Raw genomic sequence first — 21,493 nt, 5'->3', positions numbered from 1 at the left:
CTCCGTTGAAGCAGATTCCGTTCCTACCGCTGGAGGGAGGGATCTGCTCAACTCCAGATCTGTCTTTTGATCCTTGGTTTACCCTGTTCCTGATTCACCAGGGTAGCGGATCGCCATCCCAGCCGAAAAACTCCCCGCTGTTGATCAGACCGACCCTGTCCATCAGTTGACCGATCCGTTCGGCCGTTAATCCGGTCGAATAGAGCTTGTTGGCCGGTATGTTGCGCTGGAACGGCTGGGAAAGCGCGGTGTCGGTTGTGCCTGGATGAATCGCAACGACACAGGCGTTGGGGAGGTTGCGGCGCCATTCGATCGACAGAGTGCGAACAAACATGTTCAACGCCGCCTTGCTGATCCGATAGCTGTACCAGCCCCCGAGACGGTTGTCGCCGATCGAGCCGACTTTGGCGGATAGCACCCCGAATCGGAAGGTATCCTTGCGTTGGTAGAGCTGTTCCAACTCCTGGGCCATGGAGATAGCGCTGTGGCAATTGGCCCGGATGTTATCCAATAGGAACGACTCCGTGAGCTGACGTAGCTGCTTCTCCGGTGAGTGGGAGCCTTGGTGCAGCAGGCCACAACAAGAGACCAGCTGGCTGGGTTTGAGCTGCTGTTGGTTCAGCCATCGTGCAAAGCCCTGGTAATTTCCTTTGCTGGCGGTCGTGTAGAGCCTTAGATCGGGGTGCTGTAGGGTGAGTTGTTGCAGCTCTGCTGAGGCGTTATGGCTGACGGCGACCACCTGTCGGCCTTGGCTCAGCCACCGTTGAGTCAATGCCAGACCAATACCGCCGTTGGCACCATTTACCAGAGCGGTTATAGCCATAGCCACAACCCGGCGAGCAGATGGCAAAGGGTCACCGTGGCCGTCAGCATGATCCGCATCGACCAGTACCAGTTGGGGTAGCGCAGCTTCCAGCGCAGCCGGATCTCTGTGACCAGCAACAGTAAGAAGCCGCTGCCGCTGAGTCCAAGCCCCAGCTCGATCGGCAGCAACACCACCAAAAACGCCAGTAGTGACAACAGGACCGCGATACTGGTGGTGGGTAGCGGCTTAGATTCTTCGGTCAGGATGGCGGGTAGCCAGATTGCACCGGCCATAAACGCCAGAATTACTGCGCCATAGGCACCGAAAGACTCGATCGCTTGGCTTTGCATCGATGCGGGCCAGACTGGTAACAGGGCTCCCAATAAGATGAAGGGCACGACTCCCAACCAACTGTAAACCTGGACCTGGTTGCGACGTTGTAGTGTATGCATGACATTCTCCCACCGGGTCTAGCTGAGAAATTCGGCTCGGGTGTGGTGGTTGGTCTTGAAAATGCCGCCCAGGGCGGTGGTGGAGGTGGATGAATTCACATCTTTGACCCCGCGGGCTTTGACACAGTAGTGGGTGGCCTCTATCGACACGGCGACATTGTCGGTTTCCAGCAGCGTCTGAAGGGCCACCAGAACCTGCTGGGTCAGCCGTTCCTGCACTTGGGGGCGCTTGGCAAAGAAGCGGACGATGCGGTTGATCTTCGACGGCCGATGATTTTCTGGGCCGGGATATAGGCGACCCGGGCCGAGCCATCGATGGTTATAAAATGGTGCTCGCAGGTGCTGGTCAGATCGATCCCCTTGACCTTGACCATCTCATCCACCCCCATCTTATTCTCGATCACGGCGATCCGGGGGAAGTTGTCGTAATCGAGCCCAGCAAAAATTTCATGAACGTACATCTTGGCGATCCGGTGTGGGGTTTCACACAGGCTGTCATCGTCAAGATCGAGCCCTAAAGTGGCGACCACTTCGGTTAACAGCCCCCGGATGCGCTCGTATTTCTGTTCGGCCGTGTAGGGTGTTTCTACCAGCGGGGTTTCCAGGTGGTGCTCGATCAGGGCCGCTTGGACCCGTTCTGCTTCGGGTGAAATCATCAGGGTCACTCCTGTTCAGGGGACGCAGGTTGTTGCACCTGCTGCTCTAACGTCAGCGACACCGAGTCGGCAAAACGCAGTGCATGGGGCTTATCGATGGTGACTCGGGCGAAACTCACCCAGGGGTGGTCAGTACAGATCGCCAGGGTGTCCGCCACCAGTCTCTCCAGCAGCAGGAAACGGCCCTGCTCGATATGGGCGATGATGCGTTTGGTCAACGTCTTGTAGTTCAGCGCGTTGTCGACATGGTCGGACAGGCATTGCTGTGTGACGGGATAATGAATCTCGGCATTGACTATAATGTCCTGCTGTTTGCGTTTCTCCTCGGTGTTGAAACCAATATAGGTTCTGAGCCGAAGGTTGCTGATGTTGATGATGGCATTGTTGGTGGTCATGGGAACTCCTGATCGGTTAAGCCCGAGCCGCTGGTTTCAATTTCCGTCGCCTATTCGTAGTGACGTTGGGTGCGTGTCTTGATAACGGCGATATAGGCGTGCCAACTGGCGAAGCTCAGCAGTGGCATGATCAGGATGAAGCCCAGCGCCGAGGTGGCGAACCCAAGGGTGACCAGTGCCAGGATGGTGGCAGCCCATACCTGCATGGCGGGAAAGTTGGTGCGCACCGCGTGGACCGAAGAGACGATAGCGGTCATCAGATCAACTTTTCGTTCCAGGCAGATCTGCGGCGTAAAGGCCGACAGTGCGAAAACGGCCACCATCAAAACCATGCCAACGAGACTGCCGAATGCTAGGAAGGGTGCCATATCGAGCAGGCTGGGTTGTCCCAGCGTGGGATAGAGCGCATGAAGCAGGGTAGCCAACCGCATCCAGGCGATCATCACCAGTGTCAGCACGATGGCAAAGCCCCATTCTCCCACCGGGTTGCGGAACATCGATCGCAGGCTATGCAGCAGGGTGGGGCGCTGGCCTTTCTCCAGTTGCCAGGCAACATCGTATAGCCCCACGGCGAACACAGGACCGGCCAAAGCGAACGCCACGATGGCCGGCAGGATCACCAGATGTGTGCCCGAGTTGATAGTCATATACAGGATGGTTGCCGGAATCAGGCTGAACACCAGCCCGTAGATCAAGCTGACCAGCGGTGCGGCCCGTAGATCGTTCCAAGCCAGTTTGAGCCAGTGGAAAGCGGCGAGCGTGTCGACCTGATTGCAGGGTAGACAGCGGGCAAAGTCCGCGTGTTGGGTTTCTGTGTGAGTGGACATCTTCATTCCTCCGTAGTGATCGATTACTTAGAAGTACGCCCGGTGCTGCCAAATAGATCATTTTTCCGCAAGATTTATTTGTTTTTGTCTATATTTGTCATAGACAAATCGTGTTTTGTTTTGGTTTTGTCTGAGGTGTGTCCGGGCAGGGTTCTGTCGGGGCGGATTGGTAGTCTTTGAATGGTGGAATTAAGCATGGCTGATGAGGCAGTACTGGTCTGGTTTAGACAGGACCTGCGCCTGAATGACAATCCGGCGCTCTATCAGGCAGCGAAACAGGGCCGGATTTTACCGGTCTATATCCTGCCAGCGGCGCAGCAGGACGGCTGGTTTCCCGGTGCAGCCAGTCGCTGGTGGCTTCACCATTCGCTGGATTCTTTGGGGAAGCGATTGGGTGGGGCGTTACGACTCTTCCAAGGAGAGGCGCTGGAGCTGATACCAGAACTGTTGCATCAGACAGGCATCAAAAAGGTTTACTGGAATCGGGACTTTCAACCGGCGCAGATGCAGCGGGATAGGCGGTTGCAGCAACATCTGGAACAACAGGGTATCCAGGTAACAACCTTCAACGCCTCGTTGTTATGGGAACCGACGCAGGTACTGAAATCCGATGGCAGTCCCTACCGGGTCTATACCCCCTTTTTTCGACATGGCTGCTTGAAACAGCCTGAACCACGTTATCCACTGCCCGCGCCGCCTTCGATCAAAACTATGTCATCGGCGCCGAACGGGCTGTCATTGCAGCAGTTGGAGTTATTGCCTGACTCTCCGTGGTACCGACAGATCGCCCGGCAGTGGCAGCCGGGAGAGCCCGGTGCCGGCGATCGGTTGGCGAGCTTTGTCGAGCAACGACTGGCGAGTTACCAGCGGGGTCGCGACCATCCGGGATTGGATGCCACGTCGAGGCTATCGCCACATCTACATTTTGGCGAGCTTTCCCCCAATCAGATCTGGTATGTGGCCCGGCACGCCGAATTGCCGCGAGCCTGTGAGCCGGATCGAGAGCGTTTTATGGCCGAGTTGGGATGGCGGGAATTCAGCCACTACCTGTTGTATCACTGGCCCGAACTGCCGCAGAGCAACTTTCAGCCCAAGTTTGATCGCTTTGACTGGTCCGATGATCCCGAGTCGCTCCGGGCGTGGCAGCAGGGACGTACGGGAATCCCGATGGTGGATGCGGGGATGCGTGAGTTGTGGCAGACCGGTTATATGCACAACCGGGTACGGATGATTGTCGGCTCGTTTCTGGTCAAGAACCTGCGCCAACATTGGCATCGTGGGCAAGCGTGGTTTTGGGATACGCTGGTGGATGCGGACCTGGCCAACAACAGCGCCAGTTGGCAGTGGGTGGCGGGATCCGGGGCGGATGCGGCGCCTTATTTCCGGATCTTCAATCCGGTCACCCAGGGAGAGAAGTTTGATCCCAAGGGGGGCTATGTTCGACGCTTCTGTCCGGAGTTGGCGGCGCTACCGGATAAGTATCTGCACAGCCCCTGGCAGGCCCCGGTCAGCGTGCTCAAAAAGTCCGGCGTCCAACTGGGGACAAATTACCCCCGTCCGATGGTGGATTTGAAACTCAGTCGGGCCGAGGCACTGGCGGCTTTTGCGGCGATAAAACAGTGAGACCGGGTGGAGAGGGTATTCGACTAGCGCCAGCCCGGCTGCCACTGTTGGTCGTCTTTGAGTTCGGTCCAGACCATGCGGCGTTTTCTACTGGAGGTGAGCGCCAGCAGTTCGATCTGGATCAGATTTCGTGATGCGGTCGGGAAAACCCGAGTGACCTGGAAGTGTTTTTCATTATCCGAAGGATTGACCGCCGTCCATTTTGACAGGAGGAGCTTGCTGGGATTGATGCTGTTCATTGCGGCTCCTTGTCATGGGGGGCGGGTTGCCAATCAGCTTGTATGCGACTCGTTCAACTGCTTCAGCAGTGGCTTGAGCGCCTTCTTCAAATGAGTCATCTGCCTGACCACTTGGATCCGCCCAGGAAGCGCCCGAAGCCTGGTGATACCCTGACCTCCAGCCAGGATCGCGATCGAGGAGGGAATATTCTGCTCCAGCTCCTGCAGCTGGCTGAGGGTCTGCGGGCGCTTTTGGATCGCACTGAACGACAGCGCGATCGCATGGGGTTGCAGGAGTTGGCAAGCGTCTTGGAGTTGATCGATCGGGGTTTCCAGGCCGATGTTAATGGTTTCGACACCCTGTAACCGCAGCAGCAGCTCGACCATCATGATCCCCATACCGTGAGGCTCACCGGGCAGGGTGGTCAGCAATATACGTAACCCGGTTGCCGGTGCCGCCACCTGGCTGAGGGCGAGATTGATCGATGTGGTCAGCTGCTGAGTGATGTAGTGCTCGAGATAGATCGGGATCTGCCCGTCAGCCCAGGCGGTGCCGGTGAGCCTCAGCAACGGTTCGGCCGTTTGATGGATAAAGTCCTGGGGGCCCTGTTGTTCAACCCGCAGGGCGAGTTCTTGGCGGAACTGATCGGTCTTTCCCGCCTGCAACAGTGCCACCAGGGCTTCAACTTGAGGATCGGTTTCCTGGCTGGCCGTTTGTTGAGCTTCTCTGGCTATCACTTCCAGTTGTTCGGGATGCAAGGGGACAACGGCCCCGGGACGCCTGCCCTGGTTGATCAGGCGACAGATCAACCGAAGCCGTTGCACCTGCTCGGCCGGGTAGCTGCGTTCGCCATTGTCTGAGCGGGACGGATCTGGAAAGCCATAGCGTTTCTCCCAAACCCGAAGTGTGTCCTTACCCAGGCCGCTATCGCGGGCGACTTCATCGATTGTCATAGGTGCAGTAGGGAGGGAGTTCATAGATCTAAAGTTTACCGGAGTATTAATTATTTTCATCGATAAAGGTAGTATTTGTCTTAGACAAAATCAAACATGTGGCCTAGATTGAAGTTGGCCGTGCAGCTAATGCTCGGGCCAGTTACCGCCACTACCTCCTGGAGGGCCGCCCGATGAAGCTTATCGCTACCTCAAACTCCGCCACCGAGACTCTCACTGCGACAACAGTAAATGATGGCGCAATTTCGGTGGGCATCAGTAGCTGTCTACTTGGCAATGAAGTGCGTTACAACGGCGGTCATAGTCACTCCAAACTCTGTACCCGCGTGCTGGCGGAACACTTCAACTTTCGCAGTTTCTGCCCGGAAGTCGCCACCGGGCTGGGCGTACCTCGTCCTACGTTACGCCTGGTGGGGGACCCTGATTCCCCGCGAATGGTATTTTCCAATGACCAGCAGCAGGATGTGACCGATCGCTTTAAGCAAGCGGTGACACCTATGCTGGGGGCATTGGCACAACTGGATGGTTACATCCTGATGAAGAACTCTCCCAGTTGCGGGCTGGAGCGGGTCAAGGTCTATCAGGCCAATGGTCATCCCCATACTCAGAGAACCATGGGGTTATTTACCCAGGCGTTGAAGGAGCGCTATCCGGATCTGCCGATCGAAGAGGAGGGGCGACTCAACGATGATCGGCTGCGGGAGAATTTTATCCTGCGGGTTTATGCTCACCACCATTTCCGGATGCAGGTCGATGGTCAGTTGAGCCTGGGTCGCCTGATGGCGTTTCACCGTGACTACAAGTACGTACTGATGGCGCACAACCAGAGAGAGTATCGCGCGTTAGGCAGACTGTTGGCGCAAGCCAGTGCGGGCCAGCTCACCGAGCTGCGTGACCAGTATCATCATCGTTTTATGCAGGCGATAGCGAAGCCTGCCAGCCGTCGCAACCACTGTAATGTGTTGCTGCATATCTTCGGTTATCTGAAACGTTCGGTGCAGCAACAGGCTCGACACCAGATCTTGAACCTGATCGAACGTTATCGTCTGGGTGAAGTGAATCTGGCAACACCGTTGGCGATGTTGGAACACTATGTTCAGCTACACGGTAGCGACTATATCCGGGCGCAGCGTTACCTGCAGCCTTATCCGGCCCGATTGGGATTGGCTAACCGACTCTAGCTGTAACGCAATGATCGACACTTTGTCGATCCAAACCTGAACGGTCCTGATCCGCGGGATCAGGATCCCGTCGATCCATCCCATATTCACCTAAAGATGCCCCTATCGCTGTTTACTGAGCCCGGGGATATAAGGTATAAACACACGTTTTCTAAGGTTAATAGGGTGAATACCCCATACCGCCTGTTAAGTGAGTGTTTTGATAGCATGGAATCGGATGGATAAGATATGCCACCCTCGAATCACCCGATTAGAGGCTTCTTTAGCAAGCCGATAAGGCTATAATTCATTTAGATTTACCTAATATGTTCGGTGCAGCAGATTGGCAGGCTGACTTGTCGTTGCAGCGCTGAGCAAGATCCAACTTTCCCCGTCGGATGGAACCGGCAGGCTTGGCAAGATGAGGCATAAGGAGCATGAACCAAAAGATGGAAACGACGGATTTGCCGGTAAAGCGAAAGCGGGGACGGCCCCGTGGCAGCAATGCAGATCGAACGATTCTACAGGGCGCTGCTAAGGCCTTTGCAGACTTGGGCTATCACGACTGTCGGGTAGCGGACATTCTGGCCGCCTCGAATACCTCTCGAACCCATTTCTACCGTTTTTTTAAGAGCAAGGAAGAGGTTCTCAAGCGTTTGCTGGAGACCGAAGTGGAAGTCACTTCCCAGGCTTTACGTGAGGCGATCAGCGGTAAGCAGTTTTCCTCTCCGGATGAACTCTTTTGCGCGGCCATCGAAGCGCACCTGAAACTAACTCTGGATCAGGGCTCCCGCTTACCGTCGTTGTTGGTGGAGGTGGATCGGTTGCCGGAGCTTAGGGACTACTCCCGCGGTTATCGCCATTTTATTCTCGACCTGCTGGAGCAGCCGTTGTTGTCGATGGGATACCTCAAACCCAACCGGATGCTCTGTAAAGCGGCGCTGATTGCCGCATACTCGATCCAGATCAGTCTGGAGCGCGCGGATATGAGCCCTGAGGAGAAGTGGGAGACCGGTCGGCGGATGATGCTCAAGGCGCTGCAGCTGATACCCGAGAAAGACCCCGACTCGTAGAGCCGGTGAGCATCTGCTCTGCGAATGTGGCCCGGTTGCTGCAAAGCCGTTCGGCTTCTGACCCATATCAATTCGACTTCTTCGTTGCTGGTATACCCTGCCGCTACATAACCTGACGTGGAGATACGGGCAGGTTTTTCACAGTGTCTCAGGAGTGGAATAACATGTCTGAAGGCTCGGTCTGGCGCTGGATGGCGCTGCCTCTGGTGGTTGCTGCGGTCGGCGCTCTGGTAATGGCGCTGGGTACCGGCAGCTATCTATTGTTTCTCGATATTGCCTGTCCAGATCAGGCTCGCTTTGAAGGTAGTTGCTACAGCGGTGACTTGCTGGCGGTGGAGAAAGCGATTTTCCTGTTGGTTGCCGGTCTGACCGGTTTGGCAGGCGTGCTCAGTGCCTACTATGCGGCGCCTTCGAAGCGGTTTTTGGCGGCGCAATGGATCGCCTTTGTATTGGCCCTGGTGGCCGCACTGGCTGTGTTGGCGTTGGATTGGGGAATGTGGCCGCTGTTAAGCGCTTTTGGTGGCGGCATGGTGTTGGGTCTGGTTGTCGCCAAGATCAAACAGCGCAACTCGGTATAGAACCCTATCTGTTACTGGCTGCGGAGTCCGGTACGCTGCCCGGATCCGCAGTAACGCTCGTCTTAGCCGAAACCCGGAATCGGGTTTAGCGTCTGCGACCGGATTTGGCTTTTCCGCCTTTACCCTTGGGGCCTTTGGGTTGTCCCTGCTCCGGTACCCGGAACAGCAGGTAGAGATCGGTCAGTAGATCGGGAATCTCCTGACAGAGACCTTGAATCAGCTTCGGATTGGCGCGCATCTGTTGCAGCTCGGCATCGTCGTCGAACAGCTCGGAAGCGATCATGATCGGCAGCAGCAGCTCGGCGACCTGCTCCTCATTGCTTCCGAACCAGTCCTCCTCACGCATAAAGACGCCTTCCATAAAGCCCTGGCTCCACGGGGTCAGCAGCGAGTCTTCATCCAATTCCAGATCACAGGGCAGCTCCGGCGGCTCCTCATGATCCAGCTCGGCCCGAATCCCGTCCAGCTCACGTTGAAGCAGCAGCTCGATACGTTGCTGTTGATCGCTGTTCTCATAGCGGGGCTGGCCGTCGAAGATCGCCTCAAGCCATTCGGCTTTCGCGATGGCTGACGGACAGATCGAGACAGCACTCAGCAGACCGTGGAGACTGGGGTAATCCAGCGCTTCTTCGGAAACTGAGTCTGAGAAAAGAAAAGCCTCCAGCTCATCAATTTCGGCTTCGTCGAGGGGGCTGGCATTGGCTAGTTCGGTCATGGCGTCTCTCTTAGGGCCTGGATCGGAAAACAGCGGCCATTGTACTCGTTGGGGGCGGTGGAAGGTACCGTCCTTTGAGGAAACGGAAAAACCCGGTTTCCGCGTCGATTGGATCACGAAATAGTTTGCAGCGGCAGGCCGATCCCGGATAATCAGCCGCCATGCTAAATCTTGCCCTTGAGCGCCTGCGCGCCACCTTCGGATACGACCAATTTCGCCCCCCCCAGGACCAGGTGATCGATAACCTGTTGCAGGGAGGGGATGCGCTGGTATTGATGCCGACCGGTGGCGGGAAGTCGTTGTGCTATCAACTGCCGGCGCTGATCCGAGAAGGCACCGCGTTGGTGGTTTCGCCGTTGATCGCGCTGATGCAGGATCAGGTCCAGGCCCTGTCCCAACTTGGGATACGGGCCGCCTACCTCAACTCGACCTTGGATCCGGAAGCGGCTCGCGGGGTGGAGGACTCGCTGCTCAATGGGGAGCTGGAGCTGCTCTATATCGCCCCCGAGCGACTGTTGCAGCCGCGCACTCTGGGGATGCTGTCGAGCGTCAAACTATCGCTGTTTGCGATCGACGAGGCCCACTGTGTCTCTCAATGGGGCCATGATTTCCGCCCTGAATACCTGAAACTGTCGGTGCTGCACGAGCAGTTTCCGCAGGTCCCCCGAATCGCACTGACCGCTACCGCCGATCAACGCACCCGGGAGGAGATCATCCGCCGGCTGGCGCTGGAGCAGGCCGCGGTGTTCGTGCAGGGCTTTGATCGCCCCAATATTCGCTACCGTATCGCCCAGAAGCAGAGCGCCCGGCAGCAGCTGAAGAAGTTTCTGCAGACCGAGCACCCCAACGATGCCGGTATCGTCTACTGTCTGTCGCGTAAGAAGGTTGAGGAAACCGCGGCTTTTCTGTGCGCCGAGGGCTGGCAGGCGCTGCCGTACCATGCTGGTCTGCCGGCCGAAACCCGGGCCCAGCACCAGCACCGCTTTCTGACCGAGGAGGGGGTGATCGTGGTGGCCACCATCGCCTTCGGGATGGGGATCGACAAGCCTAACGTGCGCTTTGTCGCCCACCTGGATCTGCCCAAGAGTATCGAGGCTTATTACCAGGAGACCGGTCGTGCCGGCCGCGACGGCGAGCCGGCCGATGCCTGGATGGTGTATGGGTTGCAGGATGTGATCTTCCTGCGTCAGATGCTGGAAAGCTCCGACGCCGAGGAGCTGCAGAAGCAGGTCGAGCGGCAGCGGCTGGAAGCGATGCTGGGGCTGTGTGAAGTCACCAGTTGCCGCCGTCAGGCGCTGTTGAGCTATTTTGGTGAGCAGGATCACCAGCCCTGCGGCAACTGCGATACCTGCCTGGAACCGGTCGAGACCTGGGACGGCACCGAAGCGGCGCGCAAGGCGCTGTCGACGGTATACCGCAGTGGTCAGCGCTTTGGGGTCAGCCATGTGATCGATATTCTGATCGGCAAGCAGACCGAGAAGATCAGCCAGTATCGCCACCAACAACTGTCGACTTTCGGTATCGGTGCCGAGCTTAACGTGCAGGAGTGGCGCTCGCTGTTCCGCCAGTTGGTGGCCCATGGGCTGCTGGATGTCGATCACGATAACTATGGCGCGCTGCGTTTATCCGAGCGGTGCAGGCCGGTGCTGCGTGGGGAGCAACAACTGCAGCTGCGCAAGGATAAACGTGCCGCCCGGGCGGTGGAGTCGCGCAAGGTACGGGTGGCCAGTCATCAGCGTCTGAACCCGCAGCAACAGCAACTCTGGGACGCACTACGTGAGCTTCGAAAACGGCTGGCCGACGAGCAGGACGTGCCGCCGTTCTATATCTTCCACGACGCCACCCTGATGGAGATGGTTGAGCAGCAGCCGACCACGTTGGCGCAGTTCGCCCATATCAGTGGGGTTGGTCGAACCAAGCTGGAACGCTACGGCGATGATTTTCTCGAACTGCTGCAGGATTTCAGCGCCGACAACAGCGCCGAGGCTGCTGAGCAGCAGCGCGCAGAGTTGCGGAGTCTGTTGCAGGCCGGGATGACGCCGCAGCAGGCAGCGGCGCGGTTGGGGGCCGGGGTGTCCGAGGTGATGGGGCAGATTGCGGCACTGGTTGAGCGCGACGGTGTGCCGCTGGAACAGCTGCTAGAACTTACCGATACCGAGCAGCAACAGATCGAAACCGCATTGCTGCACTTCCATGATGCCGGCGTTCGGGACCTGAAGCAGGTGGCCGAAAGCCTGGATCATCGCTTCGAGCCGGCGCTGCTGCACTGCGTTCGGCTTGAGCTGCAACGCCAGCAGCGGTTGTAAGGGCTGCTGCAGGAATAGGTCATGGATTTGCTGCCGCTGTGGGGGCTGTTCAGCTCCGGTTTTATCGCTTCGACGCTGCTACCCGGCGGTTCGGAGCTGCTGCTGCTCTATCTGTTGGAGCAGGCTCAACACCCGGTCTGGCTGCTGGTGCTGACCGCCGGTGCCGGTAACAGCCTCGGCGGGCTGGTGACCTGGGGTATGGGCTACTGGCTCGGGCGTCGCTTTCCGTCGCGGCCGTTGAAACCGCGTCAGCAACAGGCTTTGAATTGGCTGCAGCGTCACGGTAGCCCGGTTTTACTGCTGTCATGGCTGCCGCTGATCGGCGATCCCCTATGCCTGATCAGCGGCTGGCTGCGGCAGCCGTTCTGGCTCTGCGCGCTGATGATCGTTGCCGGTAAGCTGGGGCGCTATCTACTGCTTTCCTGGGCCTATCTGGGTCTCTGAGTTGCACTAGGATCGGTGCGGCAGGGTTCAATTTGCCCCCGATCAATTTTGCCCTTGATCGGGCCGCTGTGTTGATTGTTTTTTAACCGTTTTGTCTGGTTGGGATGTCCCTTTTGGCGTACAATCGCGCGCCTGTTATAGCCATTGGCGGCGGCCCTCCTTGACGGGTCGTTTGCCCCGTTTCGGATTCGTAGTAATGTCGACCCAGACCTTTGACCCCCAAGCCCCCGATGTTGTTGATATTCCCGCTCAAGCGATCGAGATCGTTGAGCCCGCTGATACGGCGTTATCGGAACCCGCTGTCGAAGTGAACGGCTCGGAAACAGATAGCCCGGAAGCCGTCAGCAAGAAGCAGAAGACTCAGCTGAACAAGCTGCAGAAGCGGCTGCGTCGAGAAGTCGGTCGGGCGATCGATGATTTCTCGATGATTGAAGAGGGCGATAAGGTGATGGCCTGCCTGTCCGGCGGCAAAGATTCCTACGCCATGCTCGATATCCTGCTGAACTTGCAGAAGAGTGCTCCGATCAATTTCGAAGTGGTGGCGGTCAACCTGGACCAGAAGCAACCCGGCTTCCCCGAGCATGTGCTGCCCGAGTACCTGAGCGGCCAGGGTATCCCGTTCCATATCATCGAGCGCGATACCTACTCGGTGGTTAAAGAGGTGGTGCCGGAGGGTAAGACCACCTGTGGGCTCTGCTCACGGATGCGACGTGGCACCCTGTACCGTTTTGCCCAGCAGCACGGCTTTACCAAGATCGCCCTGGGGCATCACCGAGACGATATTCTGGAAACCCTGTTCCTGAATATGTTCTACGGCGGCAAGCTCAAGACCATGCCGCCGAAACTGCGTAGCGATGACGGCAAAAATATCGTGATCCGACCGATGGCTTACTGTCGCGAGAAAGATATTGTCAGCTACGCCGAACTGCGCGAGTTCCCGATCATTCCGTGTAACCTGTGCGGCTCACAGGAAAACCTACAGCGCCAGGCGATCAAGGCGATGTTGCAGGATTGGGATAAGCGTTTCCCCGGTCGGATCGAAGTGATGTTCCGCAGTCTCAAGAACGTGGTGCCGTCCCATCTGGTAGACAATCAGCTGTTCGATTTTGACAATTTCACCCTGGCAGGCGCGACGGACGACGAAACCCAGCCGCCGGAGCTGCTGGATATCCTGTCGCTCTGATAGACTCTGGCGAACCGAGTTTAATGGAAGACGATGATGGCTAGATTTTCACCGCTGTTAATGATGATGGCCCTGCTGGGGCTGGCCGGATGCCAGGCCAATGCGGTGCAGCCCAGCGCCGAACCGGCGGCTGCTGTCGCATCTCAGCCGGCAGCCGCAGCGGAGCTGGCCCAGCGTGTTAATGATGCCAATGCCGAGCGGTTCGAGTCGGTCGAACAACGCATCGTGTTGATGCAGGAAAAACTGATCGAACTGAACCAGCGGATCGAACGGCTCAGCGTTCAGGGCGGCCAGCAGCTGGCCGGCTTGCAGCGCTTGCAGCAGCTGCAGACCCAGCAGGTACAGCGGCAGATGGAGCAGAACTCCGGTCCTTCGACGCTGGATCAGTTAACCGAACTGGTGTTTCGACTCGAGCAGATGTCGGCCGAGTCCTCCCAGCAGTCGGTCAGCGCTTCCGCCACCACGGATCAGGCCCCGTACCAACTGGTGTCGGTTTACAGCAGCAAGGGATGGATTCTGTTGAAACTGGATCGCCTGAGCGGAACAACCTGGAAAGCTGACGGTGCAGACTGGCTCGAGATCCAAGAGGTCGGCGTATTACCGGCCTCCGAATACCAGGTGGTGATGCAACCTAATCCTAACGATATCAAAGGCTTTGTGGCGGCTCGTATCGACCGCAATAACGGTATCTCCTGGTGGCTCAAAGACAATCAGTGGGAACCTTTCTGATGTGCCAGCCTCGGGTGGCCGACAGCCAAGAGCCGCTATCTGTCGCACCTCAGCATGATTGTGACGAGCTGATCGCGCTGTTTAATGGCCTGTTTATCGACACCCAGAACACCGTTCTGGTGCGCGGCGATGATGAACCGATCTACCTGCCGGCGGATGCCGAGCATCCCCACCACCGGATCATCTTCGCCCACGGCTACTTTGCCAGTGCGCTGCATGAGATCAGTCACTGGTTGATCGCCGGGCCTGAACGGCGCTTATTGGAAGATTTCGGCTATTGGTATCGACCCGATGGTCGCACCGCCGACGAGCAGGCCGAGTTTGAGCGGGTTGAGGTCAAGCCCCAGGCGCTGGAGTGGATCATCGCCCGGGCCTGTGGTTTCCATTTCCGCATCAGTTGCGACAACCTCAACGGTGAAGCGACCGACACCAGCAACTTCAAAGATAATGTCCACGCTCAGGTTCTGCGTTATCTGGAGCAGGGGCTCAGCGAGCGGGCACAGCAGTTGGTCGATGGACTCTGTCGATACTATCGTCAGCAGCCATTGGCAGGGTCGCAATTTGATCGTCGCGATCTGGATTGGTGATCATTGACGGTTCCACTCTAGCCTGACAGCGGCTTAAATTACTCAGCTGCAAGCGTCTGGCTTGATCAGCTTCTTTCCCATGCCGGGTGTCGGCTCCTCTGTGTAAAGGCCTTCCAGGTTTCTGTTTTAGTTGGCTTTCCTGAGTGCTTCGGGGTTCCTGCTATTCAAGTATCTGATTGATTCCGAGCAGCTGCGCCCCTACACTTTTTGGAATCTGTTGACTGCCTGTCCGTTGATCTATTGCGTACCGAGGACGTTCTATGCCCTGCTGCAACCGCCTGACCGATCCGCTTATCTGGCTACTGGTGAGTGTTTTGCTGTTGTTCTCCAGCTTCAGCGTGGCTGAAGAGGCGGACATCTCCCACATGACCGACGCCGAGGTGCGGCAAACCCTGATGCAGATGATGACAACGCCGGACGAAAACTCCGGTTCGGGAGCCCAGAGTACCGCCGCTGACTCGTCGAGTATGCTTGAGCAGGTGCAGCAGTCATCCAGCCGGTTCGAGCAGAGTCTGGCGCTGTTGAAGTCCAGTATCGAGCGCTGGGACCAACAGCAGCAGCTGATCTGGCAGAATCTCAGCGCCGAGCAGGGCTGGCTGGGTATTGGCGAGCTGTTGCTGTTGGTCGGTGCGATGCTGCTGGCGGGGGTGTTGGCGGAGAAGTTGTTCGGTTGGCGATTGCTGCGCTTGGCGGACAATATCTCGCACCAAAACTCCAGTAACTGGGTTACCACCCTCAGCTACCTGAGCTTGCGGATGGTATTCAACCTGATTGGCGTTGCGGTCTTCGGGCTGGGAGCGCTGGTGTTGGCCTTGCTGGTTACCGAGGCACAAACGCCATGGCGCTCGGCGCTGTTGGCGATACTGAGCATGCTGGTCACGGTCAGGCTGGTAATGGTGCTGGCACAGGCGGTGTTGGCGCCACGGGCCAAGGGGATCCGGCCGCTGGCATTGCACTGTCAGCAGGCGGCAACCATCTACTGGTGGGTATTCGCGTTCAGTCTCTACTATGCGGCGCTGGTCAACGGTACGGGGCTGGCCGTGTCGCTGGGGATGGAGCCGGTGATGGTGCAGTTGCTGCTGCCGAGTGCAGGTCTGTTGCTCAACTTGCTGGTGAATGCGTTCGTCTGGAATCAGCGGGCCACGATTACCCAGATGTTCAGCAATCCGGATTCCCGTGATACCAACCTCAAGCAGGTCGTGGTTCAGTCCTGGCCTATCTTGGCCAGTATCTGGTTGCTGAGCCTGTGGATGCTGTGGGGCTATACGATCTTCGTCGGCGACCGACAGGCCGCCGAACAGCTGTCGATCAGTTGGTGGATCACGTTGCTGTTCCCGTTGGCAGACCGTCTGTTTGCGGCATTACTGGCCAACCTGGTGACGATCCGGTTGCTGCAGAGTCCGCGCTTTGAGCTTCGTGCCAAACGTTTTTGCAGCATTTTGCAAAATGGATTGCGCTTGATCCTGCTGGCGCTGGCGGTGTTCTTCCTGGCCGAAGGCTGGGGCTACAAGACCATGGCGATGATGGAGGCGGGCTGGATACGGCAACTGTTGCAGGCGCTGGTGGATATGCTGGTGATCATCCTGGTGGCCTTTATCGCCTGGGAGTTGATTCAGTCGGCGATCGAGCGACGGCTTCCGGAGCCACCCGAGCAGGACAGCGAAACTCCGGAGGGCGAGGGCGGTGGTGCCGGAGCGACCCGCACCGAAACCCTGCTGCCGCTGATGCGCTCCTTTATCCTCGCCATCCTGGTCGTGACGGTGGTGCTGTCGATCCTGAGTTCGCTGGGAGTGGAGATCGGTCCGTTATTGGCCGGCGCCGGTGTTGTGGGGATTGCGGTCGGCTTCGGGGCTCAGAAGCTGGTGGCGGATGTGATCTCCGGGGTGTTCTTTCTGCTCGATGATGCGTTCCGCCGGGGGGAATATATCGAGGCGGCGAGTATGCGCGGCACGGTGGAAAATATCTCCATCCGCTCGATGCGGTTGCGCCACCATCTGGGGGCGGTGCAGACGATTCCGTACAGTGAGATCGCCACGGTCAAAAACCTCTCCCGTGACTGGGTCACGATGAAGCTGGAGTTCCGACTGCCCTACGATACCGATGTCGAGAAGGTGCGTAAGATCATCAAGAAGATCGGTCTGGCGATGATGGACGATGAGGAGATGGGGCCCAATATCATCCTGCCGCTGAAGTCCCAAGGGGTGATGCGGGTGGAGGAGTCGGCGCTGATTTTCCGGATGAAATTTACCTCCAAGCCGGGAGAGCAGTGGATCATCCGGCGTGAAGCCTACCGCCGGGTAAAAGAGGGACTGGAAGCCAACGGCATTCACTTTGCCCACCGGGCGGTGCATGTGCTGATGCCGCAGCCGGAAAACTCGGAGGCGCAGGTCGAGGGGCATTCGGGCACGCAGGACGCTCAATCGGCGCCGGTCGATCCCAAGCTGGCTGCAGCGGCCACCACCTCGGCGATCGCGGCGGACTTGAATCGGATGAATCGGATCGACTCACCCGATGGGGAAGAGGATTCGCGTTAACGGACTGCCTCACCGGTTGCCGCTGGCTTCCGGTGAGGCGTTACCGGCAGAGCACCGGTCAGTGGCTTGACGCCAGGTTGGCTTCGATCGCATCCAGGAAACCGTACAGGTCGACAATCTTCTCGTTGTCGGGCTCCAGGGTCTTGCCTTTCAGGTCGCCGGTGATGGTGCCCTGACCAACCGTATCGATCAGAGCCTGTTTCAGCCCCAGCGCGTAGTCGATCAGCGGCTGGTTCTGCTCCCGATCCCCCAGTGTCTCCAGAGCGTTGGCAACTGCGTAGAGCAGCGCCGAAGAGTTGAAGTTGGCCTCTTTGCCATCGGTCTCCTGGTAGCGCAGGTAGAGGTCGTGGGCGGTGCCGTGGGGGGCTTCGTAGAGCAGGGTGCCATCCTTGCTGAGGATGATCGAACTGGCGGTGGCCAGGCTGCCGCCCAACGCGGCGGAGATATCGGAGAAGATATCCCCGTCCAGGTTCAACGCCGGGTAGATGGCGCTACGGGCCGGGTCGGCGATCATCTTTTTCAGCTGGGCTGACGGGCGCATGATCATGAAAGAGGGCGGGGCGGTGTTGTCGGCGGCCAGCTCGGTGCGAACCTCGTTGATCACGTCGCTGAAGACGTCATCGTATTCCATGTATTCGCGCTTGAGGCCGAAGTAGACCTCCTTGCTGTTGCGCGAGGCATCCTCAAACACCTGCCGGACCCAGTCTTTGATGGCGCGACGGTCGTTGCTCATCAACAGGATCGGATCACCGGCCTTGACCTCACGGGCGTGTTTTTCGACGCCGTCGATCACTACCTTGACGATCCCGTCTTCGGGAACCGGCATATTGAAGCTGCCGTACTGGTCGCCGCCCCCGGCGCTCATCCGCGAGATGGAGGTGTTGGAGTCGCGGCTGGGAATGCCGTATTTCTTCAGCTCCCGCACCAGTTTGAACAGTTTCCGACCAGTGGTGTTGTCGGGCACGCCCCAGAGTGCCCGCTCGGGCGGATTGGCGATGATCCGGGCCGCCTGGGCATCGATCAGCTCGTAGTGGTAATTCAGACCCGCCTGTTCGAATTGGGCTTGGTACTGCTCGAAATAGATGGTTTCGATCGCTTCGCGCATCACCCCATCGTAGCCCGGGATAACGGTGTCCTTGAGTCCCAGGTAGGCGTCACGTTTTTCATCCAGAGCGCGTTGGAAGAAGCGGTGGGCCCAGCGGCGGACGGCATCCAGATCGTTGGTGGACAGCAACCAGGGGTCGCCTTTCTTGATTTTGCGCCGGTGCAGTTCGACCGGATCGCCGCTGGCGCCGACGAACATCAGTTTGACGATGCCGGTGGCCTTGGAGAGCGCGTTGGCGCTGTGTTTGTTGCCGCCATGTTCCATGGTGTCGACATCGATATCGCGGTCGATCCAGTTCGGCGGATTCTGCTGCAGGTTGCGAAACTGAATATCTTCACGGGTGATGTTGCCGCCGATCCCTTTGCGGATCGCGCCATTGGGGGATTTGGTGGCCAGCTTATCGAGTTGGCTCTCATCGATGTGTGGGTATTCGGCCAGCAGGTCGTCCAACTGGGAGCGGTTGACGGTCATGCCGGCGTTTTTGATCCCGACACCGTGGGTTTTCAGTGCCGCGATGGCATCGCGTACCGCGTCACCGTTGGTCACCAGACGATTCTCGGCGGTCAGATCGATCTCGACCAGCTCGATCTCCAGATAGCGGTGGATAAACTGTTCCAGGATCTGCTCAAACGCGACCTGCGCCATCTCATCGCCGTGCAGGATAACGAGCGGTTTTTGTACTTTGATTTTTGTTGTCATCGACCCATATCCGTTGTGGTTATTGGTTCGAATACTAGGGGGATATCGGCTCGACCGCTATGCAACCAAAGCCGTTAAAATCCAGAAAATTAAGGTAATTTTGTTGACAGATATAAGCTTTTGACAAAAATCAGCATGATATTGAATCAGGGGCAAATCTGCCGCCCCATACGAAAACACCCCGGCACAAAGGCCGGGGTGTTGGGCTTGACGAGTTGCTGTAACGCTTGGGAACCTGCGAACAAGTCCCTGCAGCTTCTGCAAGCGCCTGAAGTGTGCAAGCTCTAGGCGCAAGCTGCAGCTAATGGCCGTTGCCCTTAGTAAAGGTTGCAACGACGAGATTGTGTACTTCAGGCCTTGCCCTTCGGGGCTGTCAGCTTGATCCGCACCCTGCGTTGCAGCTTTTCGCAAGGTCTAGACATTGCTTCAAAACTGCGTCTGGATTGCGAACCAAGCTGACAGCCAGAAGCTAGCAAGGACTTATTCGTAGGTTCCTTAGACCTTGAACTGGTTCAGGGTCCGGTCTTGACTGCGGGTCAACTCCATCATGGTTCCACAGAGGTTCGATTGCTGCTCAGCGCTATGGGAAACGTTCTGACAGATATCGCGAATATTGGTGGTATTGCGATTGATCTCTTCGCTGGTGGCGCTCTGTTCTTCCGCCGCCGTGGCGATATGAATCGTCATATCGTTGATCTGGCGGATACCTTCGCGAATTTCAGTTAGGGCCAGGTTGGCTTCCGCCGCAACCTCGTTGGTATCGCTGGCCATCTGGCGAGATTCGTTAATGGTATGTTCGGCTTTGCGAACGCCGTTTTGCAGCTGCTCGATCATCTTCTGAATCTCTTCCGTGGATTCCTGGGTACGGGATGCCAGCGCCCGTACTTCGTCCGCGACGACCGCGAAGCCACGTCCCTGCTCGCCGGCACGGGCCGCTTCGATGGCGGCATTCAGGGCCAGCAGGTTGGTCTGTTCGGCAATGCCGGTGATGACCGTCAGGATCGATTCGATATTGTTGCTGTAGTTGGCCAGCTCGCTGATGGTGCTGACAGCCTCGTTCATATCGGTGCTGAGCTTCTGGATCGATTCGGTGGTGCGCGAAACTACACTCACACCCTGCTCAGCCGCACCGTCAGCGGCTTTGGCCGAGTCGGCCGCAAGCTGGGCGTTGCTGGCAACATCCTGGGCGGTAGAGGCCATCTCGTTCATCGCGGTGGCCAACTGATCCAGCTCCTGCAGTTGTTGTTGCAGCAGGCCGGCGGCGCTGTTGGCGGACTCGGTGGTTTGATCGGTGTTGCTGCGGATCTCCTGCGACACCTCTTTGGTCTCGGTGATAAGCCTCTGCAGGTGCTCGATAAACTGGTTGAAGTCACCGGAAAGGAGACCGAACTCGTCCTTGCTGCTGACATCCAGTCGACGGGTCAGATCACCTTCACCCTTGTTGATCTCCTGCAGCGACAGGCGCAGCCCGGTTAAGGGTTTCAGCAGGTGGCCCATGGTGAAGTAGAGCACCAGGATACAGACCAGCACGCTGATTACGGTGCCGATGATGGCGCGGGTGCCGAAGGCGTTGGCGGCTGCCATCACTTTGTCTTTCTCCAACACCACGCCGATCAGCCACTGGCTACCGTGCAGGTTGTCCAGAGATTTGTAGGCGGTGAGGACTTTGCTGCCATTGATCTCCAGCTCCTGCAGCGTGCCGTTGAGCTGCGGTTGCTGGCCGCTGAACAGTTCGTTGAGTTGTTTGCCGTTCAGGGTTTCATCGGGGTGGCTGATGATGCCGCCGTTGGCATTCAACAGGAACGCGTAGCCGGTTCCATTGAAGTTCAGCGTGTTGACCGCATCGGACACGGTCTTCAGGCTCAGGTCGCCACCGAAGGCACCCATAAACTTACCGTTGTCGGTAAAGTTGGCCACCGCGGAGATCAGGATCTCACCGCTGGCGGCATCAGGGTAGGGGTCGGTCAGCACCGCTTGCTTGTTGGAGCGGGCATAGGGGTACCAAGGACGCTTGCGGGCATCCCAGTTGGTCGGATTCCAGCTGGGGTCATTGGTGATACGGGCGCCATCGGTATCGAGGCCGCCAAAGATCAGGATAAATTCATCCTTCAGCATCGGCGTATCAAATACCCGCTGGATGCGATCGCCGCTGAAGTTAGCGTCGATGCTCTCGGCCATCATGTCGATCAGTGACAGCTTGCCGTTAAGCCAGTTGGTGATCTGGTGTGAAAGCACAACCGAGGATTCAGCAACGCTGTTCTCGGTTTTCTCGTAAAGGGCTTGCTGTACCGAGTGGTACTGGAGCCAGGAAAACAGGGTAAAGGCGAGTGCCACGATGGTGGAGGCCACCAGCGCAACTTTTTGGGTAACTTGCATGTATCTCTCCCGATCCGCATTTCCAACACGGACGAACGTCTAACTCAAGTGTCCTTGCTATGTGAGGTTGGGAG

General features: G+C 57.7%; 19 protein-coding genes and 1 pseudogene. 10 read left to right on the top strand and 10 right to left on the bottom strand.

Annotated elements, in window-relative coordinates:
* Nucleotides 1-94 precede the first annotated feature (94 nt).
* The 5 genes and pseudogenes from DV711_RS11550 to DV711_RS11530 all read right to left on the bottom strand — a co-directional run bounded on the left by DV711_RS11550 (nt 95) and on the right by DV711_RS11530 (nt 3,135).
* Nucleotides 95-823 carry an SDR family NAD(P)-dependent oxidoreductase gene (locus DV711_RS11550; protein ID WP_114695863.1) on the bottom strand — a complete coding sequence of 243 codons (729 nt, stop codon included), beginning with the start codon at nt 821-823 and terminating at the stop codon, nt 95-97.
* Complete coding sequence (locus DV711_RS11545; protein WP_114695862.1) at nt 814-1,257, bottom strand: DUF3429 domain-containing protein; 444 nt, start codon at nt 1,255-1,257, stop codon at nt 814-816. The genes DV711_RS11550 and DV711_RS11545 overlap by 10 nt, the downstream gene beginning before the upstream one ends.
* Before the next feature lie 18 nt (nt 1,258-1,275).
* A pseudogene (folE, locus tag DV711_RS11540) lies at nt 1,276-1,913 on the bottom strand (GTP cyclohydrolase I FolE).
* A gap of 5 nt (nt 1,914-1,918) precedes the next feature.
* Nucleotides 1,919-2,308, bottom strand: coding sequence for a dihydroneopterin triphosphate 2'-epimerase (gene folX / locus DV711_RS11535; RefSeq protein WP_114695861.1), 390 nt, complete (start codon nt 2,306-2,308; stop codon nt 1,919-1,921).
* Between the two features lie 50 nt (nt 2,309-2,358).
* On the bottom strand, nt 2,359-3,135 hold the full coding sequence (locus tag DV711_RS11530) for a DUF2189 domain-containing protein (RefSeq protein WP_207802624.1): 777 nt from the start codon (nt 3,133-3,135) through the stop codon (nt 2,359-2,361).
* A gap of 195 nt (nt 3,136-3,330) precedes the next feature.
* Between DV711_RS11530 and DV711_RS11525 the strand changes: the two genes are divergently transcribed.
* On the top strand, nt 3,331-4,758 hold the full coding sequence (locus DV711_RS11525; RefSeq protein WP_114695859.1) for a cryptochrome/photolyase family protein: 1,428 nt from the start codon (nt 3,331-3,333) through the stop codon (nt 4,756-4,758).
* 23 nt (nt 4,759-4,781) lie between these two features.
* Here DV711_RS11525 and DV711_RS11520 read toward each other — a convergent pair whose 3' ends face one another.
* Both DV711_RS11520 and DV711_RS11515 read right to left on the bottom strand, forming a co-directional pair.
* The gene (locus DV711_RS11520) at nt 4,782-4,997 is read right to left on the bottom strand and encodes a TIGR02450 family Trp-rich protein (RefSeq protein ID WP_114695858.1); all 216 of its coding nucleotides are present in this window, start codon (nt 4,995-4,997) and stop codon (nt 4,782-4,784) included.
* A 33-nt stretch (nt 4,998-5,030) separates the two neighbouring features.
* The gene (locus DV711_RS11515) at nt 5,031-5,930 is read right to left on the bottom strand and encodes a MerR family transcriptional regulator (RefSeq protein ID WP_165840095.1); all 900 of its coding nucleotides are present in this window, start codon (nt 5,928-5,930) and stop codon (nt 5,031-5,033) included.
* A gap of 173 nt (nt 5,931-6,103) precedes the next feature.
* Here DV711_RS11515 and DV711_RS11510 point away from each other — a divergent pair, with 173 nt between their 5' ends.
* The 3 genes from DV711_RS11510 to DV711_RS11500 all read left to right on the top strand — a co-directional run bounded on the left by DV711_RS11510 (nt 6,104) and on the right by DV711_RS11500 (nt 8,741).
* Nucleotides 6,104-7,111 carry a YbgA family protein gene (locus tag DV711_RS11510; protein ID WP_114695856.1) on the top strand — a complete coding sequence of 336 codons (1,008 nt, stop codon included), beginning with the start codon at nt 6,104-6,106 and terminating at the stop codon, nt 7,109-7,111.
* Between the two features lie 428 nt (nt 7,112-7,539).
* A complete protein-coding gene (locus tag DV711_RS11505; RefSeq protein ID WP_165840094.1) occupies nt 7,540-8,163 on the top strand; it encodes a TetR/AcrR family transcriptional regulator in 624 nt (207 codons plus the stop codon).
* 164 nt (nt 8,164-8,327) lie between these two features.
* On the top strand, nt 8,328-8,741 hold the full coding sequence (locus DV711_RS11500; RefSeq protein WP_114695854.1) for a hypothetical protein: 414 nt from the start codon (nt 8,328-8,330) through the stop codon (nt 8,739-8,741).
* An 85-nt stretch (nt 8,742-8,826) separates the two neighbouring features.
* On the opposite strand, the gene DV711_RS11495 is transcribed toward DV711_RS11500, so the two are convergent.
* Nucleotides 8,827-9,456, bottom strand: a complete 630-nt coding sequence (locus DV711_RS11495) for a YecA/YgfB family protein (protein ID WP_114695853.1) — start codon at nt 9,454-9,456, stop codon at nt 8,827-8,829.
* Between the two features lie 161 nt (nt 9,457-9,617).
* On the opposite strand from DV711_RS11495, the gene recQ reads away from it, so the two are divergent.
* From recQ to DV711_RS11465, 6 genes are all read left to right on the top strand, one after another.
* On the top strand, nt 9,618-11,762 hold the full coding sequence (gene recQ, locus DV711_RS11490) for a DNA helicase RecQ (protein ID WP_114695852.1): 2,145 nt from the start codon (nt 9,618-9,620) through the stop codon (nt 11,760-11,762).
* 21 nt (nt 11,763-11,783) lie between these two features.
* Nucleotides 11,784-12,206 (top strand): YqaA family protein, encoded by a 423-nt coding sequence (locus DV711_RS11485; RefSeq protein ID WP_114695851.1) that lies wholly within the window; start codon nt 11,784-11,786, stop codon nt 12,204-12,206.
* A gap of 196 nt (nt 12,207-12,402) precedes the next feature.
* Nucleotides 12,403-13,389: a tRNA 2-thiocytidine(32) synthetase TtcA gene (gene ttcA, locus DV711_RS11480; RefSeq protein ID WP_114695850.1), complete on the top strand. Its 987-nt coding sequence runs from the start codon at nt 12,403-12,405 to the stop codon at nt 13,387-13,389.
* A 36-nt stretch (nt 13,390-13,425) separates the two neighbouring features.
* Nucleotides 13,426-14,118, top strand: coding sequence for a hypothetical protein (locus tag DV711_RS11475; protein ID WP_133297449.1), 693 nt, complete (start codon nt 13,426-13,428; stop codon nt 14,116-14,118).
* Entirely contained in the window at nt 14,118-14,705 is a 588-nt protein-coding gene (locus DV711_RS11470; protein ID WP_114695848.1) for an elongation factor P hydroxylase, read from the top strand. Before DV711_RS11475 ends, DV711_RS11470 begins: the two co-directional genes overlap by 1 nt.
* Before the next feature lie 260 nt (nt 14,706-14,965).
* Nucleotides 14,966-17,239, top strand: coding sequence for a mechanosensitive ion channel family protein (locus DV711_RS11465; protein ID WP_114695847.1), 2,274 nt, complete (start codon nt 14,966-14,968; stop codon nt 17,237-17,239).
* A 58-nt stretch (nt 17,240-17,297) separates the two neighbouring features.
* On the opposite strand, the gene DV711_RS11460 is transcribed toward DV711_RS11465, so the two are convergent.
* Nucleotides 17,298-19,043: an isocitrate/isopropylmalate family dehydrogenase gene (locus DV711_RS11460; protein ID WP_114695846.1), complete on the bottom strand. Its 1,746-nt coding sequence runs from the start codon at nt 19,041-19,043 to the stop codon at nt 17,298-17,300.
* Between the two features lie 495 nt (nt 19,044-19,538).
* Nucleotides 19,539-21,419, bottom strand: a complete 1,881-nt coding sequence (locus tag DV711_RS11455; RefSeq protein WP_114695845.1) for a methyl-accepting chemotaxis protein — start codon at nt 21,417-21,419, stop codon at nt 19,539-19,541.
* Nucleotides 21,420-21,493 lie beyond the last annotated feature (74 nt).

This window comes from Motiliproteus coralliicola (assembly GCF_003345655.1).
Lineage (GTDB): Bacteria > Pseudomonadota > Gammaproteobacteria > Pseudomonadales > Balneatricaceae > Motiliproteus > Motiliproteus coralliicola.
Note: the sequence above shows the minus strand (reverse complement) of the source record. Positions and strands in the feature narration are given on the sequence as shown.